We start from the raw sequence: 16,264 nt of genomic DNA, 5'->3' as shown, positions 1-16,264 counted from the left end.
GCGCCTCCCGCGGCTAGGTCTTGCCAAAGGTCATCGATCCCGCGCTCACGTTCTGCGCTCCGATGATGCCGGTCTGGGTGCCGCCGCTGATGTTGAGCTGGATGCGCGCGACGGCCTCACCCCCGATGCCGTGAATCTTCATCTGCTCGACCAACACGTGAAGCGCCTGCAGCACCTCGGCGTCCTCACTGGCATTGACGGCGCCAACCTTCTCTTCGAGAGCGGCATCCTGCGCGCTCGAGTGAGGGTCTTCCTCGACCGCTGTTATCGCCTTGCTGATCGGGTTGGCGTCGCCCCACTTACGGCGGATCACTTCTTTCAGGCCCTCGTAGGCATCCTCAACGCCAGACTTGACCGTGTTAGCAGCGAGCGCAGGTAGGACCGCAACGATTGCCGCCGTGATTGAGTCCATGTCAGCCTCTATCGAAGAATTCATTTTGGCGCTCCGTTCCTCAAGTGGACGTGTCGAAACGCCACTCTCGCATTGATGCCGATCGGGTCTGGAGGGCCTCAGCGTATTTGCGGGACCCAGCGTCCCTTAAGGGAGGGCGGTGTCCATTCCATCTCGGCAAAAACCGCCGTTCGGGAAGGCGCACCAGCGCGCAGCGCTGGGCAATCTCACTTGGCTGCAATACAGAACGCCAGCAGGCCCGAAGTGACCTCATCGATAATCTGCTTCATCTCCGTATACACGGGATGAAACGGCGTCGAATTATGTTTGCTACCCCACTCAATCGTATAAGAGAACACCTTCGCCTTTTTTGAATCGATGATGTGGCGGCTGTACGCGTAGTCGTCGGAGGTGCCTGCCGTCGGATAGAGGCTCATCGACTGCTCGGTCTTGTAAACGCGTCCGCGCGACGCCTTGATCGCGTCGCGCATCTCGTTGGCTAGTTCGACCGCGATCTTCTTGTCCCCCATTTCGATGTACTCGCGATACGCCTGGTCGTTTGCGATACCGCGTTTGCCGTCGTAGGCCGGGTTCTGGAAATTCATGTCGGGATGAGTGCTCTGGTCCTCGTCATCACCCCAGTTGTACAGAATGTCTTCCGAAAAACTGTGCAGATCGACGAAATACTGGATGTGCGGATACGTATCGAACATCCACACGGCGTTTTTCGTCTCCGGCTCCGACTCAGCCGACGGTCCAATATAAACCTGGTAGTCGCAAGGATCGGTGGAATTCTGAATAGGACACTGCGGATCGAAGTACTGCGGAAAATTCCACAGGAAATTGTAATTGCGGTTGATATCGACGCCGCAACATTGTTGCTCTGTATGCCCCGCAGGCGCGGGCCGCCGGTTCTTGCGCCACATCGACTCCGCAGTCATACTGTAATGGCGCCCATCAGGATTGGCTTGTGGAAACACAAAAACGTCTTTCGTTTCGATAATGTTCCTGATATCCGCCGCGTCGAATGTGCGCGTGCCGATTGTGATCGGCGTGTTCGTTCGATACGCATTCGAAAGCAGTTGCACGAAATGAATCAGGATGTCTGGGCTTCCCCATTCGCGTGCATGCACGCCGCCCAAAAAATAGATGCCGGGACGCTTCGCGCCGCTGCCTTTTGCGATCTTCAGCGCGTGACATGTGCGCTTTTCCCAAGTCGGATGAGGCAGCTTGATCAGTTGAGTGAAGCTGTCGTTGGGCGCGGCGCTCTCGGCGGCAAGCGCGGCTTCCACCTGTATGACATCGAGATACGCTGTGGCCGCAGCCACCGATAATGCATTGGCCATGTGCGGCGCCGCGTTCCGTGCGCGTACCTCCGACTGCCGTACCTTACCCTGTGCGTCCGCGTCCTCTAACTGCTCGACCTTATAGCCAGCCGCCGTGAGCGCGGTGATTTGCTCATCGGTTAAGTGCGCGTCGACACAATAGCCGTCGGAAACCTTTTCGATCGTGTGGCGCGCGACCGTGATCTTGTACTTCGTTACGAGATCTACCAAGGCTGCGAAATCTTTTCCTGTGATGCGAGCGTGATAGCGGGACACGTCAATTCTCCTTTGACACACGGGCGGCCCTTCTTACCCAGAACGACGAGCGAGTCCATTATTTCAATTGAAATACGGCACACTGTTTTATTCTTTGCCTTTGTCACCCCGTGTGCATAAGTATTCGCTCGATCCCAGCAAGATCTGCCGGTAACAGCTTAAGTAGTTGCCTGTAGCGAGGCTGCGCGGCATGCAATGTTTCTCACCTCATTTTTATTTTGTAATGAAGTACTCGGTTTTTCTTCAAATAAACTAAACGCTTGCCAACAGGCAGTTCACGTCACAGGCTTGTCGTCTGGATTGGCCGGCCCTTCGAATCCGACAGCTTGTTCCGAAGGGCCTAACGACGCCAGCGCCGCCAGGATACGTTGGGTGCCGAACCGTGGCGCTTGCAGCCTTAGCTCACCTGGATGAGCGTGGCGAGCAGCTTCTGGCCGTCGGGGATGCCCCAACCCGTAACGGCACTGAAGCTTCCGGCGATCACCGGATATCCGATGCCGGGATCGGGGTCCGAGTCGTTGTTGTGGCCTGAATTGACCGCCGTACAGGCAGTGGCACCCACCGTGCCGCCGCTGGGGAGCGCCTTGTATAGCAGAGGAGCGATGAAGCGCTGCTGTTTGCCCGCCGGTAACTTGGCATTCGTGCGCGCGATCAGTGCGGCCCACAGCGGCGTCGCTGCGCTGGTGCCCTCGCCGGGCACCCATCCCACGGCTATGCTGCCATCTTGCTTCTGGAACCGCATCAAGCAGCTCGACCCCGGATCTCCCGCGAGCGCCGCGACGTCGGGTACGATGCGGCCATTCGTGCTGACGGGATTGAGCGAAGTTACCTGGATCCCGTTCTGCCAGTCGGGCCGCGCAAAGCGATCGCTAACACCGCCGCCAGTCGACCCACCGCCTGTCTGCTGTTCGCTATTTGGCTCGAAGCGCGTGCCCGGAGCGTCCCACCAGGTCGATTCCACGCCGTCCTTGATCATTGTTCCCCCAACGGCGAGTACATGCGGACTCGTGCTGGGAAACTCGACGTGGACGCCGCCGTCGAACATGTCGCAACCGGTCCCGTCGTCGCCCGTGGAAACGCATACTGTGATGCCGATCAGGCGAGCAGCATTCAGGCGCCGGTCGATGGCGCCGAGGGCCGTGGTCGACCAAGTGTGACGGTCATCCTCGGAAACCCCGTAGCTAACCGATAGCACCACGGGTCGATCGGCGATCACCGCGTCCATCATCCGGATGAATCCCTGCTGCGTGAACTTGGCAAAATAGACGGTAATCTCCGCTGCGGGGCACAGGCCCGCGACGATTTGGACGTCCATGTTGACTTCCGAACTGGTGTCCAGGTCAGTTGGGTCCTGCTTCGTAAGCAGGGCCTTGATCTCGATCTTTGGGGTAGCAATACCAAATCGCTGAGCGAACGTGGCCAGGTCCTGCTGGAAGACGGCCCCGCCGAATTCCGCGATGCCGATGCGTTGGCCATTGCAATCCCCATCGGGAAACTTGTAATGTTGCTGCAACTGCACCGGCGACAGGCCCGGGATCGTTGCGGCTGCTACGGCTGCCGCTGCAGAAGGGCGCGGCCTTGTAGCACGCCGGAACACCCGGCGGCCGTCCAAGCCGTGTACGCCCAGCACGAGATCTTTCAATTCGGCTGGGATCGAATATGTCCCCTCGCGTCGACCGACGTAGGCGCCCTGGCCGGCTTCGCGGTAGATGGACAGCCCCGGCCGAAACGCGCTCTCCACATCAGCAGCACGCCCCGAGACATATAGCGAGGGCGTGTGCGTCGGGCTTTGCTCCACCTGCAGGTGATATTGACTGAGTACCTCCTTGACCTTCGCGATTGTATCGGGAGCTGCCGCATAGGCCGCCGCTAGTTTTTCCGGCGACCATGTTGACGTGACGGCCCCATCAGGCAGAGCCTCCCGCGACTTCAGGTCGAGAATCAATTCGATACGGCGATCGGGATCGACGTCGCCGACACGAGTCGCACCCTTAGCAGCCGCCCGGTAGCTACCCGGAAGGATGACGTGAGTATTGTTGGCCATGATCCATTGCTCCTTTGTTGGGTTGTTCCCCGGTCGTACCTCGAAAATCCACGGCACTGCACTGTTCGCCGCCTTCGATACTGGCGCCTCCGTTGCATAAATGTTTTTTGACTATCCGGGTTCCTCTGAGATGGCCAGTTACGCCGCAGTACTGTCTTTAGTCCCGTCGGACGACAGAGTCTTGAAGGGCCGTGTGGCTACCGCTAGTGGCGTTTTAGAAAGCAGCGTTTGATTACCACCATTCCTTGGTGTTCTCCTCTAGACGGGGTAGTAGATTTTCAGACCATCCTTGATGTCCTGAGGGATGTTGAACTGACCGTTGAGATTGGCAGCGTACTGGTGATCGTCCGGGACACTTGCCTTGTCGAGGGGAACCGGCCCGATGGGGGCGGTCACGATACCGGCCTGAGCCACCCTGGTGACATCAGGACCCGTCGGCTGCCCCATGAACGGTAACATGGGGCGAAGCGAGTAACCTGTGTCATGTTGCTCATCCAGTGCCAGCGTCCACCGGCGTTGTGGTCTCGCAGAAACAGCTTGTATTAGTCCAGGTGGAGCCGTAGGAATGTTTGGCAGGTTAGCTAACGCATCGGTAAGCACCTGGACCGCCTCGGTGTAAGGGATCGGCGCGATCTCCGGATCCGGCTGCCCATAATTGACGATCCGCAAAGCGCCACCAACCGTTATGCTTTCGCCCGAGGCGCGAATTGCTTTCATCAGGGTTGGCGTGCCGACTGTAGCGTTTCCGTCGATCAGGACGAGTTGAATATCCGATTCGCTCGCACCAATAATGGCCGAGTAGTGATCGGTTGCTGCCGGGGCTGTGATCACAACGATATCGGCACGCTTGCCTACCTCCAGTGATCCGACCTGGTTATTCCATTTGACGATTGCGGCAGCACTGCTGGTCGCCAGACTGACGATATCGGCGTCGCTAAACCCGTAGCGCCGGACATCGTTCGCGACCTTGGCAACTTTCAACTCGTGGAGCAGGTTCTTGCTGCCTGACGGCGACCAATCCGACCCAAGGGCGATCGGAATACCTCGCGTTCTCGCCAGGTCCACCTTTGCAGTTTGACCATAAAGCATGAAATTGCTGAGCGGCGACCACACCATCGCCCCCCCGTGGGTTTTCATCACGCCAAACTCTTCTTGGCCCAGCGCGGCACAATGGATGCCCGCAAGCGCCTCGTTAATGGCCCATGCGCCGGTGGCTGGGTTCTGCAGCGCTTTAAAAGCGTCCAATGCGGTTCGGTCGAATCCCTCGCTGAGATGCAGCAGCAAACAGTGGGCTTTATGTAGCTCCGTATTGAAAGCGTCCCAGTCCTTTGCATGCAAATCAGGAATATGGGTGGCCGCTTTGAAGAAATCGGCATCGCGTGGGGCCTCGACCACTCTGAGCGCCCCTTGGTAATACTTCTGGAGATGATCCGACTTGAGGGAAATCCCCTGGCTGCTCGTTACTCCACCCAAAATGCACTTCGTCTCAGCGAAACGGGCAATGGCGGCAAGAACCCTCGGATCGGACGATTGCGAAAGTTTGAGCATCGGGCCATTGACCTGCCGAACGTATTGCGGATGGCGCTGCCATTGCCCACGATCTTTAAAAGATGCAGGAACCGACCAAAGTCGTAAAACGTTGTAACTCAGATGGTTGAGGAGTTCGATGAGCCCCGGGAAGACAATGCCGTGGGTATCGATCCTGCGCGCAGCGTCGAACCCTGCCGGTACCGGCTCCTGGGCGTCCTGTACGGCAACGATGGCGTTCCCATCGACGAATACGGCGCCCGTCGCAAGCACAGTTCTGGCAGCGTCCATGGTAACGATGCGCCCGGTAAGAATCAGCTTCATATTAGGGAATTACTCCCGGTGGGACCTCAATCGTGATGGTCTTGCGCTTGTCACCGGCAGAGACTCCCGTACGCGTCGCCCAGCCGTCGTCTCCGCACATCCAGGCAGGCATGCCTGCGGGCAGATCGAACCGGGGAATAGTGATCAGGTCAGCGGGTGCGAAATTAATGCCGTAAGGAACAAAAGGCTGACTGGCATCGGGATGCTTGATGGCCGGCCGCAAAGCCTGGATCGCCGAATTCCATTTCTCCAACAACACCTTGGTGGCTGCCGCGACTTGCTCCGGTGTCCCTCCGTGTCCTTCCGCAGACGTGGGGTGAGGTACGTGCTGATATGCCACTTGAGCGAAGCTCGTGCCGGATGGGTCGGCGATGAACTTCTGCCAAGCGGCATCGGCGAGCGTGCCGAACGCGACGACCGCTTCGATCATCCCCGTTCCCATGATGGCGGCAAGCCATTGATTTCGATAGACGGTGATCGCCGGATCGTTGATGTGCTGGTTCCCACCTGTCTGGCCATACACGCTGTAAAGGAACGTATTCAGCAGCACATAGCTGCGAGTCAGGCCGAGCTTGGAGAGGAATCCCTGGACTCGGTGTCCGGCGGTGCCAATCAGAATACGCCGCGCGATTGCCTCGTGCTGCGCCGGATCCTGCCCGATGCACAGCATCCTTGCCGTGCCGTCCAGGCGACCGCGGTGAAAGATCGGTCCCCATTCTGTACGAAATGAGTCGAAGGGATAGACGGTGCTGTCCGGTGCCCGATCGACCAACTCTTGGAATGGCATCAGGTCGTAGCCGGGATCGAAAGACAATGACATGGTTTCTCCGAATCAGCGTACTAGGTTACCCAGTCGCGTTGCACGAGATCGGAAGTATGGCGAGGGCTATTACCAGCCAGGCATGGCGTAGATGTCGCATGACATCCCCTCATCGAGATCGACGGCGTTACAAGTTTGTATTTGACGGTATCGATGCCCTAGCGAAGCACCGTCCGGCGGTCATAGCCGGGTCAAAGTAATCTCAGGACTTCGTTGGACTAGGGAAGATTTTGTTGCCTTGATAAATCGTATAACAATCTCACATGGCGTTTCTGACCAAATACGTGGTCTACCGCACATTCGAAATACGGACAGCGAAGTGTTCGTTGTTTTCTGAAGATATTTTGTCTGTGACAACGTGACCTATCAGATCTAGGGCTACCATTAAAGATGACAATGGAATGATAGGCCGTGGTCAGCAAGCCTTGTCTTGACAAGAATCACATGCTGAGATTTCTCGAACAGAAATCATGGGTCGGCCGGAATGGGCCATCGAACTGCGCGGCTGGACGCAGCACTGGAAAACGGAGCTGGCTCGTTTGTCGAGTTTGCCGTCGTCGTCGCCTTGCAAAATGGCGGCTGGTCGCTCGTCAGCAGACGCTCGCCTCCGAAGTGCGAAGGACCGCAACTGGCCGTCCGCCGCCCGACGGCCGCTAACGTTTGTCGACCCGTCTCCGCCGTTCACCTGCTTCAAGGGTGGATCGAACTTCCACTGCAAGCGTTCCCTAGCCCGAGTGGCTACCTTGGTACTTCCTGGCAGTCGGCACTGCTCTTAAAACGGAAGCGCAAAGTTCGTTTTAAGTGCAGAGAAAAGTTTTCAATTGCCTGCTCGCGTCAAATCCATCAACCGCTTCGGGAGAATCGAGATGCCTTCTCACGCAAACCGCCCGCGCCCAATGACAAGGGAAGAGCTCGAGTCCCTCACTCCGCTCTCCGCCACCAAAGAAAACCCTCATCTACGCTCAAAATCTATCGGACCGGCGATCTACGTAACTGTTCCATCCGGCGTGGAGCTTTCGCCGAAAGTGAGATGTCAGCGAATCGACGTACGCCCCGACGATCAAAGCCTGTGGAAAATCACCATTGAGAAGAGTGTCGGATCGATCCAGGCGCTGCCGATGGGCGGCACGGTCCAGAGACACGAGCAGACTGATACGATGGGCAAGATCTCCGGCCATCCGTCGTTCAGGCCTGAATGGATGGGCGTCCGATTCACCCCGAAGACCGGCATTCAGCGACCGCGGCCGCAGATGCGAGACGGGAAGGGGCGCAAGGTGAAGCCGCTTACGGTATTTCCCGGAGATGCCCGCCAGGTCCTGTTCGACACAAGTTGGCCATGGCTACTCACCGGAAAGATTGTTACCAGCGACGGCACGTCCGGATCGGGCGTGCTGATAGGCGACCGCCTCGTTTTGACCGCTCGTCACGTCATGCCCTGGAATAGCATCGCAACCGGTAACTGGTGGATGAAGTTCACTCCCTACTACTTTGACGGCACCGAACCGTTCGGCTCTTCCTATGTGAGTGACGCCCGCCACTACGGGACTGACGACTCAGACTTCAATCTGTCTCATGACTATGCGGTCTTGCGGTTGTTTGATCCGATGGGCAACCGGCTGGGCTACATCGGCACGACGAGCTTTGACGACGGATGGAGGGGGCTCAATGTATGGGAGAACGTCGGTTATCCATTCGATGTCGCAAGCGGGGAGCGACCGGCGGTGCAGAGCTGGCAGTCCTTCGAAGACGATTATGAAGACGACGACGGTCAAACCTTGGAAACGGAGGCGAGCCTCAATCATGGAAACTCTGGCGGACCATTTTTCGCCTGGTTTGAAAATGGAAGTCAAGTTCGTGCGTGTGGCGTTGTATCGAGCGAGGTGAGTTTCAACGGCGACGCCGACAATTCGGTAAGCGGCGGAGACAATCTGGTAAATCTGGTGGACTGGGCACGGGCGAACTGGCCTTTGTAGGTACTTGCCGCGGCAAGCCAGCGGGTTCATTCAGCGCAGCGACCACTGCTTGCGTGCTGACGCTGTCCCTGTTGCACGCACTGTGCGAGATCCGCGTCCAGTCTTAACCTCTTACCCAGCCGTTCTTGAACCATCATTGTCGAGGAAAACTGCATATGTCGTCTTCTGAGTCGAGCACGATCCGATGCCGAATAGATAAATAACCCGCCGTCGATCGGTGTGTGCCGACTCAACTCGGACCCTGAGCCGCCGCTCGCCCAAACGCTGCCGCAACGGCCGGTCTTGCGACGACGCCGACATTCGAGCGTCGCTTTAGGGACGTGGGCGAGTGACGCCTTGTGGCAGCTCACCGAACCACTCGCCAACCGGCCCGGCAGCCTAGACCTCTGTCTGTTCGGCGATTTCCAGTGCGTCTTCTATCTCGATGGCGAGATACCCGACTCGCAATCGCTGGCATTGACGCCATTGGCGCAACACTCGCGAGTGCAGCAGGAGGCGCCGCGGCCATCGCAGTGCCAAGCCTCGCGCCGCGCAACCTCGACGTGAACGGCTTGCCGATCCACGAGCGCACGCCGCGCATCAACCGCGGCGGCCACAGCCCCGCGCACGGCAAGCGCCTAGCCCGCAAGGCTCGCAACCGGAGGGCGCACAAGTGAACAACTACGACGACTGGCTCACGCAAGGCATGGACGAATGGCTCGGCGAAGTTCGCCCGCTGACTGCCGAGGAGCGGGAGGAGCGGTAGCGCGAGGAGCATGAACGCCGTCATATCGACGACTGATGAGAATGAAAGGCCCGCCGCGCGCGGGTCTTTGCGTATTCACGCTGCCGTTGCCATCCTCGTCTATATTAAGTTACATCGAGATGCGGGTCGCAACAAGTATCGAAGTTTGTATTGGGCGTGTTTTGTCGTGAAAGATCACAGAGCGAGATAATGCCATGCTTGAAAATACTATCATCGAAAGTGTGAGTTTGCTTGTCACGTTATTTGCGGTGGTCACATCATTTCTATGGTTGCAAATCAAGCATCCCGGCGCGATTCGAGTCATCAGCTATGTATTCTCACTAGCCTTCTGGGCAACAACTATAATTTTTCTGGCACTAATCGCAACAAAGCAAATAGGGAAAGACGGCGTGCCATTAGGGCCCTTGGGGAAGTTCCTCAGGACCAACGCGCTGCCGTTCTTTTTTGATGTGAGCTCTGATTTTTTCTTTGTGACGGCAATTGCATCTTTAGTGATTTTGCCTCAGATCTTCAGTTATATGTTTTGCGGAATATTTGGTTGCGCCCGAGCGCCGATATGGATCAGTGGCAGTATTGATCTGATGTTTTGGGGTATCGCCAAAAGTTTTAGCGTTGCGGCGGGCGTATTAGCTTCTTTTACGCTGTTTTGCATTTTGGGGAAATGGACGTTTTCTCTCGACTTCGTCGGGAAAATCCCGGGGCCACCGTTTCTACGTGGTGTGTCAGTTGTTGTCAACGCATTTTTTCTAACTCTTTATTATGTCCTGCTCTCGGTCCTTCCTCTATGTGCGAGATTTGCCGAACTTCCATTCCACTTGCCACGTCGAATAATTATTATCGCCGAGCAGGTGCACCAATGGGCAATACGACACAACCCAGAACCAACTTTTCAAGATGTGTCTGTATCTTTTCTATTGAAAAATCTTGACGATATCCGTCTGCTGTGCGAGGCCGCTGCCCGTGAATATAACGGCGATAGCGCGGAGGCGGGCGGCGCGAGAGCCGCGCAGCGCGACTGACGCAGAGCCCGCCGCGCGCGGGCTTTAGCGCATTATCTACCCACGCCTTCCGGGCGGAAAGAGAGGATTCACTCAAATTCGCCGCCGATGACTTCACCGCGCAGATGAATCAGGTAATGGAAAATGTAAGTGGTGGCTGAAGGCTGCGGGCGTGGGTTGGGATCGCGTCGTCAAAGTGACCGTATTGCTCGTCCGACGTGAGGACTTTAAAGAAATGAATCGCATCTATGCAGTAACCGTCCGACCCTGACCGTATAGACGCCTGATGAAGGTGAAGCCATGCTTTCCCCGGGGCACAAATGTGACTGTGTCCACAAAGGAATCATGGACACAGCGACTGAGTTCTCCGAAGTCAAAGTCGCCCGGAAGTATCGCCGGCGTACCGTGGACGAGAAACGCCAGATTGTCGAAGAGACGTTATCCAGTGGACGTTCGGTGGCGGAGATTGCACGCAATCACGAATTGAACGCGAATCAGCTGTTCGACTGGCGCAAGCAGTATCTGGATGGACGACTTGGCATGAACGGTCGCGAATGCGCGTTGCTGCCGGTCACCGTGAATGAGGCCGGTGACAGCGGCGTGGCCGAACCGGCAGCATCTACGCCTTTGGCACCGGCGCCCGGCAAGATACGTATCCAGTTGCCACGAGGCGAGATACTCGTTGAAGGCAGCGTCGATCCCGACACGCTGCGCGTGGTGATCCAGTGCCTGAGCCGATGATTGGTCCGCTCGCAAACACGCGCATCTGGGTTGCCGCCGGATTTACGGATATGCGCTGCGGCTTCGACGGCCTGGCCGCGAAGGTGCAGACCGTGCTGGCGAAGGATCCGTTCTCTGGCCACATCTTCGTATTCAGGGGCAAACGTGGGAGTCTCGTGACATAGTGCATCCTTTGGTTAGAAGCCTAGCAGCTTGAGTGACTTATCTGCTTCCTGTCGGGCTTTGAAGTGAGGCGGTCGCCTGTCCTTTATAGCCTGTACACCTGCCCTGACGGCGTCGGAATCGAGCGCAGCAACAGGAACCTGCCAAGGCGCGGAGGGCATGAGTTGAGTCGCAGGCAGTATTCCCTCCCGTATCAGGCGGTGAATCGAGCTCCCGTAGATTCCCAGTCGTCGTGAGGCCTCTTCCACGCTGATCGTCTCCGCATGCGACGCGGTTGGATCGAAAGGCGCAATGCCCAGCCGTTCACGCATTTCGGTAACACGAACCGTGGTCCAGGTCCTGCTGTCTGGCGATTTGCATCGCATCCGGTTCATGGTCACCGCAAGCTCCCTGTCCGGCCACTGTCCACCGAGCTTGCGCATGACCTCAACAGCACTGAAGTGTTGGCTGGATGGATATCGACCAACATTTACCCGCGCAACTCGCAGTTCTGTGTGCCGACCACCCGTCCAATGAACCGTGGCGACCGCTTCATTCGTGATGTCATCCAGATCAATCACGACTTCCTGAATGAGAATGCGGGTCAGCCGCTGCTTTGTTCGCATATCGGTGCCCGGCGCATTCCACGCCGCCGGGAGATCGCGCGCGAGCGTCATCAACTGCGTCTGGTCGATCGCGGGCCGGCTTGCAACCTCGCGGTCCAGAAGCGCTGCGCGCTCTTCGAGATGAGCGACACGTTCAAGGGCCGTATTCCAACGCCCTTCAAGCTCGCGTGCAACCAATCGTTTCGTCGGATCGACAACCTCATACCGCCGTGCGGCAAGAGAGGCATCGTAGCGCGCTTCCTCGAGTTCGCAGGCTAACGCGCGACGCACATCATCGCCTGCGCGCGATGTTTGCTGTGCAGCGCGAACGGCCGCTTCCACTGCATGCTCCGAAACCGCTTCGAGAATTGCGGCCGCCACCGCTTTGTCGATACGTATTCCACCGATTCCGATACAGCGAAATGCTCCGACGTGTGCTTCGTCGCCGCGGCAATAATAGCGATGCGCGTGACCGGCTCTCATGCCGTAGTTGACTCGCATCATTCGACCGCATCGGCCACATCGAGCCAGGCCAGTCAGCAAGGCCCGCCCGCCACGAGCAGATCGGCGGGAGGCTCGCTTCTTCATGTGTGTGTTCTCGGCAATCATCCTTTGATGCTCCTCGAACTGATCCCACGTGATATACCCAGGGTGATGGTCCCGCAGCAGGACGCTCCAGTCTCTCATCGGTTTGGAGTGGCCTTCAGTCTTGCGAGCCCGTCCGTCGATGACAGCAGTGCGGTGGGTCGTCCTTCCAAACACATACGCCCCAGCATAAACCGGATGCTCCAGGATCTGGACAACCGTGTGATATGCAGGCCGGCTCCATTCGATCCGGATGCCGGCGGGGCCGTGCCGCGTTACGGGCAGCTTGACATCCGATTGTATGGCCCATAGCAGCACCTGACGGGCACTGCCGAGTTCGCGAAACTTACGGAATAGCACCCGGATCGCCTCGGCAACCCGCTCGTCCGCATCCATCTCGATCTGTCCAGGCTCGTTCCAGCAGTAGCCGGGAGGTAGCGCGAAGCGCAACTCCCCACGCCGGGCCTTCGAATCACGGGCGGCAATGCCGCGCTGTCGCAGCAGACTGAGTTCGTACTCCGACATCGTTCCTTTGAGTCCAAGCAGGAGTCGATCGTTGACCAGCCTGGGGTCATAAATACCGTCGTGATCAACCACGACCGTGCCGACCAGTGCGCAAAGATCAATGAGATGGTGCCAATCGCGGCCGTTGCGCGCAAGTCGTGAAGCCTCGAGACAGAACACGGCGCCGACGGATCCTGCGCACACTGACGCGACCAGCTTCTGGAATCCAGGCCGCTCGACACTGCCGGACCCCGAACGTCCAAGATCATCGTCGATGGTTGTTACTGAAGCAAAGCCCATGGCTCGCGCAGATTCGGCGAGCGCGTACTGACGATTCTGGCTCTCCGTGTGCTCCACCACCTGGCTCATGGTTGACTGCCGGACATAAACGACTGCACCGCGGCAGAGATGCTCAGCGGAAATCTTCTGGCTCATCACGATCTCCTGGGCCGTTTGTGTTCACCGGTCTGCCCAGCGCTTCCAGCAGAAGTGCTGCGAGCGCTTCGATCACTTCCTCCCGTCGATTCCCCACGATGGCTGCGTTGAAGGTTGGATCTCGATACAGTTCCAGCGGAAGCTGTACGCCGGGTTCTCTTTGCAGTCGTCTCATCGGAATGGCCCTCCGTTGACAGAGGTTTCGATGATCCTCCTTCGACGGAGTGGCGCTTTCGCTCAGACAGGATGCGACACAGGAAGGCCAGCGCTTCGGCGCTCACTCGCGGTTCGCCGAGCGACATTGCCGAGCATATCGACGCATCGAGCATCCAGGCCGGCAACTCGCGGGAGATCTGTTGCGGCACGTCGAGGTGAACCATCTGATTTCCGCGGCGCCCAGTACGACGGACCAGCCTGTATTCCTGGCCGTAGGCGGGATGCCAGCGGTATGCGATCGTAACGATTTGCGATCGGTATGTTGAATGTCGTGCGGCTTGGCGACCTCATCAAGTGCCTGTACTGGCGCGACGGCGGCCTATGCCTGTTCGCCAAACGCCGGAGCGCGGGCGCTTTGCGTGGCCTCGTGCTGACGGCGGTGTTGTCTCGCTGACCAGCGCTCAACTTGGCCTCCTACTCGAAGGTTTCGACTGGCGACAGCCCGTCGATGCAGCGCGCCCCTGTAGCGCTTTGTAAACGTATGTGACAACCCGGGCGTAGCGCAATGCACGCGCGTAAACTGCCTGCATGGCATCCTGCGACGCTACGTTTCCGGACGATATCGAGGCCTTGAAGGCTCTCCTGCTCGCGCGTGAGGCTGCGTTACGCGAGCACGAAGACGAGCTCACGGATCTGCGCGACACTGTAACGACGCTCCGGAAGACACTCTCGGACCGGGCGCTCGAGATCGAGCACCTGAAGCTGTGGATCGTGAAGCTCCAGCGCATGCAGTTCGGGCGCAAGTCGGAGAAGATTGATCGCCAGATCGAGCAACTGGAATTGCGTCTCGAAGATCTGCAGGCCGACGATGGCGCGGCGACGGTCGACGCACCAGCAAAGCCTCACTCTGAGGCCGGCAAGTCGACGGGACGCAAGCCACTTCCGGAACATCTGCATCGCGAAGACGTGGTACATCAGCCTGAGGACGCGTGCTGTCCGCAATGCGGTGGCGCGCTTGGCGACCTCGGCGAGGACGTTTCCGAGCAACTTGACTATGTACCGGGGCGCTGGCGAGTGATTCGTCACCGCCGACTCAAGAAGGCTTGTACCTGTTGCGACTGCATCGTGCAGGCGGCTGCGCCCAATCGGCCAATCGACCGCGGCATGCCCGGTCCCGGGCTGCTCGCGCATGTACTGGTCGCCAAATTCTGTGACCACCTTCCCCTATACCGACAGTCAGTGATCTATGCGCGCGACCGCGTGGAACTCAGCCGTTCGACACTCGCGGACTGGGTCGGCCAGTGCAGTGCGTTGCTCCGGCCACTCGTAGAGGTCGTTCGCCGGTATGTGATGGGCGCCTCGAAGATTCACGCGGATGACACGCCGGTACCTGTGCTGGAGCCCGGCAATGGCAAGCCCCGTACCGCACGGCTCTGGACGTACTTTCGGGATGACCGGCCGGCTGGCTCGAAGGACGCGCCAGCGGTCTGGTTCGCATACAGCCCCACCAGGGCTGGTGAATATCCACAGGCCCATCTGAAGGACTTCAGGGGAACGTTGCAGGCCGATGCGTTCGCGGGGTACAACGCGATCTACGAGGGTGGTGATGTGCGTGAGGCGGCATGCATGGCACACGCGCGCCGCAAATTCCACGATCTGTTCGTCGCGCGCAGAAACGAGGTCAACACTGAAGCGTTACACCGGATCGGCGAACTGTATGCAATTGAGGCCGCGATTCGCGGCAAGCCACCGGACGAACGAAGACGTGTCAGGCAGGAGCAGGCTCGTCCGCTACTCGATGCCTTCGAGATCTGGCTGCGCTCGACATTGGCTGCGGTGTCGCAGAAAGGCGATACCGCCAAAGCCATCAACTACGCGCTGAATCAGTGGACGGCGCTCACGCTGTACGTCGATGACGGCGCCGTGGAAATCGACAACAACGCCGCCGAACGCGCTTTACGTGCCGTCGCTCTCGGCCGAAAAAACTTCCTGCACTTCGGTTCTGACAGCGGCGGCGAACGCGGGGCCGCTATCTACACTCTGGTTGGTACCGCCAAACTGAATGGCCTTGATCCCGAGGCCTACCTGCGCCACGTGATCGCTCGCATTGCCGAGCATCCCGTCAACCGCGTCGACGAGCTGTTGCCATGGGTCGTCGCCGATCAGCTTCACCACGACGCCGCCTGAACTCAACGCTGCGTTCAACTGTTCGATATCAACATGCTGTCAAGAACGGTCGCCGTCGGACGGTTACTCTATGCAGCGCATTTGTCGCCTCGAAAATATCCAGCGCGCCACCGCAATCGTGGCCTCGTTACCAAATCCAGACTTCTTGTTAGAGATTGATTGCGAAGCAGTAATTGAGCAGCCAACAGGTGAAGGTTGCCAAGAAAAGGGACCGAACCGAACAACTTCAATCGCCCAGTTGCGTCACCAGTCCGGCATTGACAGCGTTTTCGTACCTTGCGACTACTCATTCGGAAGATCGCTTATGGCCGGTAGGAAGTAGGCCGCCCTTGAACAGAGCGTTTCGACCATCCGGCCAGTTGGACTCGACACTCCGCTCGGAGGCCGGTCGTGGAAGCCACCAGCCGGCGGCTTCTGAACGTGGTGCGGCCATCCGAGTGACTCATTTTAGGCTCCATTGAAGGTCGCTTCATGGCCGAATCCGGAA

General features: G+C 58.3%; 14 protein-coding genes. 7 read left to right on the top strand and 7 right to left on the bottom strand.

From position 1 onward, the window contains the following. Positions 1–13: 13 nt before the first annotated feature. The 5 genes from B0G80_RS26100 to B0G80_RS26080 form a co-directional block, all read right to left on the bottom strand. Positions 14–412 carry a hypothetical protein gene (locus tag B0G80_RS26100; RefSeq protein ID WP_147309915.1) on the bottom strand — a complete coding sequence of 133 codons (399 nt, stop codon included), beginning with the start codon at positions 410–412 and terminating at the stop codon, positions 14–16. Positions 413–618: 206 nt separating this feature from the next. Continuing rightward, a complete protein-coding gene (locus B0G80_RS26095) occupies positions 619–1,992 on the bottom strand; it encodes a M14 family metallopeptidase (protein WP_116120787.1) in 1,374 nt (457 codons plus the stop codon). A 397-nt stretch (positions 1,993–2,389) separates the two neighbouring features. After that, positions 2,390–4,036, bottom strand: coding sequence for a protease pro-enzyme activation domain-containing protein (locus B0G80_RS26090; protein ID WP_116120785.1), 1,647 nt, complete (start codon positions 4,034–4,036; stop codon positions 2,390–2,392). A gap of 258 nt (positions 4,037–4,294) precedes the next feature. Then, positions 4,295–5,887 (bottom strand): amidohydrolase family protein, encoded by a 1,593-nt coding sequence (locus tag B0G80_RS26085; protein ID WP_116120783.1) that lies wholly within the window; start codon positions 5,885–5,887, stop codon positions 4,295–4,297. Between the two features lies 1 nt (position 5,888). Next, positions 5,889–6,707, bottom strand: coding sequence for a uracil-DNA glycosylase (locus tag B0G80_RS26080; protein ID WP_116120781.1), 819 nt, complete (start codon positions 6,705–6,707; stop codon positions 5,889–5,891). Positions 6,708–7,573: 866 nt separating this feature from the next. Here B0G80_RS26080 and B0G80_RS26075 point away from each other — a divergent pair. From B0G80_RS26075 to tnpB (B0G80_RS26055), 5 genes are all read left to right on the top strand, one after another. Next, entirely contained in the window at positions 7,574–8,680 is a 1,107-nt protein-coding gene (locus tag B0G80_RS26075; RefSeq protein ID WP_116120779.1) for a serine protease, read from the top strand. Positions 8,681–9,619: 939 nt separating this feature from the next. Next, positions 9,620–10,444, top strand: a complete 825-nt coding sequence (locus B0G80_RS26070) for a hypothetical protein (protein WP_116120777.1) — start codon at positions 9,620–9,622, stop codon at positions 10,442–10,444. 151 nt (positions 10,445–10,595) lie between these two features. Continuing rightward, on the top strand, positions 10,596–10,694 hold the full coding sequence (locus B0G80_RS48215; protein ID WP_408968289.1) for a RidA family protein: 99 nt from the start codon (positions 10,596–10,598) through the stop codon (positions 10,692–10,694). A gap of 74 nt (positions 10,695–10,768) precedes the next feature. Beyond that, entirely contained in the window at positions 10,769–11,164 is a 396-nt protein-coding gene (gene tnpA, locus B0G80_RS26060; RefSeq protein WP_181920071.1) for an IS66-like element accessory protein TnpA, read from the top strand. After that, positions 11,161–11,328, top strand: a complete 168-nt coding sequence (gene tnpB, locus B0G80_RS26055) for an IS66 family insertion sequence element accessory protein TnpB (protein WP_030101453.1) — start codon at positions 11,161–11,163, stop codon at positions 11,326–11,328. Before tnpA ends, tnpB (B0G80_RS26055) begins: the two co-directional genes overlap by 4 nt. 12 nt (positions 11,329–11,340) lie before the next feature. Here the strand turns inward: tnpB (B0G80_RS26055) and B0G80_RS26050 are convergent, their stop codons facing one another. Both B0G80_RS26050 and B0G80_RS45390 read right to left on the bottom strand, forming a co-directional pair. After that, a complete protein-coding gene (locus tag B0G80_RS26050) occupies positions 11,341–13,434 on the bottom strand; it encodes a recombinase family protein (protein WP_116120773.1) in 2,094 nt (697 codons plus the stop codon). Beyond that, complete coding sequence (locus tag B0G80_RS45390) at positions 13,412–13,609, bottom strand: hypothetical protein (RefSeq protein WP_147309914.1); 198 nt, start codon at positions 13,607–13,609, stop codon at positions 13,412–13,414. The genes B0G80_RS26050 and B0G80_RS45390 overlap by 23 nt, the downstream gene beginning before the upstream one ends. A gap of 362 nt (positions 13,610–13,971) precedes the next feature. Between B0G80_RS45390 and tnpB (B0G80_RS48210) the strand changes: the two genes are divergently transcribed. Both tnpB (B0G80_RS48210) and tnpC read left to right on the top strand, forming a co-directional pair. Continuing rightward, positions 13,972–14,127, top strand: a complete 156-nt coding sequence (tnpB, locus tag B0G80_RS48210) for an IS66 family insertion sequence element accessory protein TnpB (protein WP_220377493.1) — start codon at positions 13,972–13,974, stop codon at positions 14,125–14,127. Between the two features lie 51 nt (positions 14,128–14,178). Then, positions 14,179–15,777: an IS66 family transposase gene (gene tnpC, locus B0G80_RS26040; protein WP_116120771.1), complete on the top strand. Its 1,599-nt coding sequence runs from the start codon at positions 14,179–14,181 to the stop codon at positions 15,775–15,777. Positions 15,778–16,264 lie beyond the last annotated feature (487 nt).

The sequence above is a fragment of the Paraburkholderia sp. BL6669N2 genome (genome assembly GCF_003387275.1).
In the GTDB taxonomy this organism is placed as follows: domain Bacteria; phylum Pseudomonadota; class Gammaproteobacteria; order Burkholderiales; family Burkholderiaceae; genus Paraburkholderia.
Note: the sequence above shows the minus strand (reverse complement) of the source record. Positions and strands in the feature narration are given on the sequence as shown.

Excerpts from the sequence above, each read along its gene's own strand:
- B0G80_RS26100 (WP_147309915.1), bottom strand. The coding sequence starts at position 412 with ATGGACTCAATCACGGCGGCAATCGTTGCGGTCCTACCTGCGCTCGCT.
- B0G80_RS26090 (WP_116120785.1), bottom strand. The coding sequence starts at position 4,036 with ATGGCCAACAATACTCACGTCATCCTTCCGGGTAGCTACCGGGCGGCT.
- B0G80_RS26085 (WP_116120783.1), bottom strand. The coding sequence starts at position 5,887 with ATGAAGCTGATTCTTACCGGGCGCATCGTTACCATGGACGCTGCCAGA.
- B0G80_RS26080 (WP_116120781.1), bottom strand. The coding sequence starts at position 6,707 with ATGTCATTGTCTTTCGATCCCGGCTACGACCTGATGCCATTCCAAGAG.
- B0G80_RS26075 (WP_116120779.1), top strand. The coding sequence starts at position 7,574 with ATGCCTTCTCACGCAAACCGCCCGCGCCCAATGACAAGGGAAGAGCTC.
- B0G80_RS26070 (WP_116120777.1), top strand. The coding sequence starts at position 9,620 with ATGCTTGAAAATACTATCATCGAAAGTGTGAGTTTGCTTGTCACGTTA.
- tnpA (WP_181920071.1), top strand. The coding sequence starts at position 10,769 with ATGGACACAGCGACTGAGTTCTCCGAAGTCAAAGTCGCCCGGAAGTAT.
- tnpB (WP_030101453.1), top strand. The coding sequence starts at position 11,161 with ATGATTGGTCCGCTCGCAAACACGCGCATCTGGGTTGCCGCCGGATTT.
- B0G80_RS26050 (WP_116120773.1), bottom strand. The coding sequence starts at position 13,434 with ATGAGCCAGAAGATTTCCGCTGAGCATCTCTGCCGCGGTGCAGTCGTT.
- B0G80_RS45390 (WP_147309914.1), bottom strand. The coding sequence starts at position 13,609 with ATGAGACGACTGCAAAGAGAACCCGGCGTACAGCTTCCGCTGGAACTG.
- tnpB (WP_220377493.1), top strand. The coding sequence starts at position 13,972 with ATGCCTGTTCGCCAAACGCCGGAGCGCGGGCGCTTTGCGTGGCCTCGT.
- tnpC (WP_116120771.1), top strand. The coding sequence starts at position 14,179 with ATGGCATCCTGCGACGCTACGTTTCCGGACGATATCGAGGCCTTGAAG.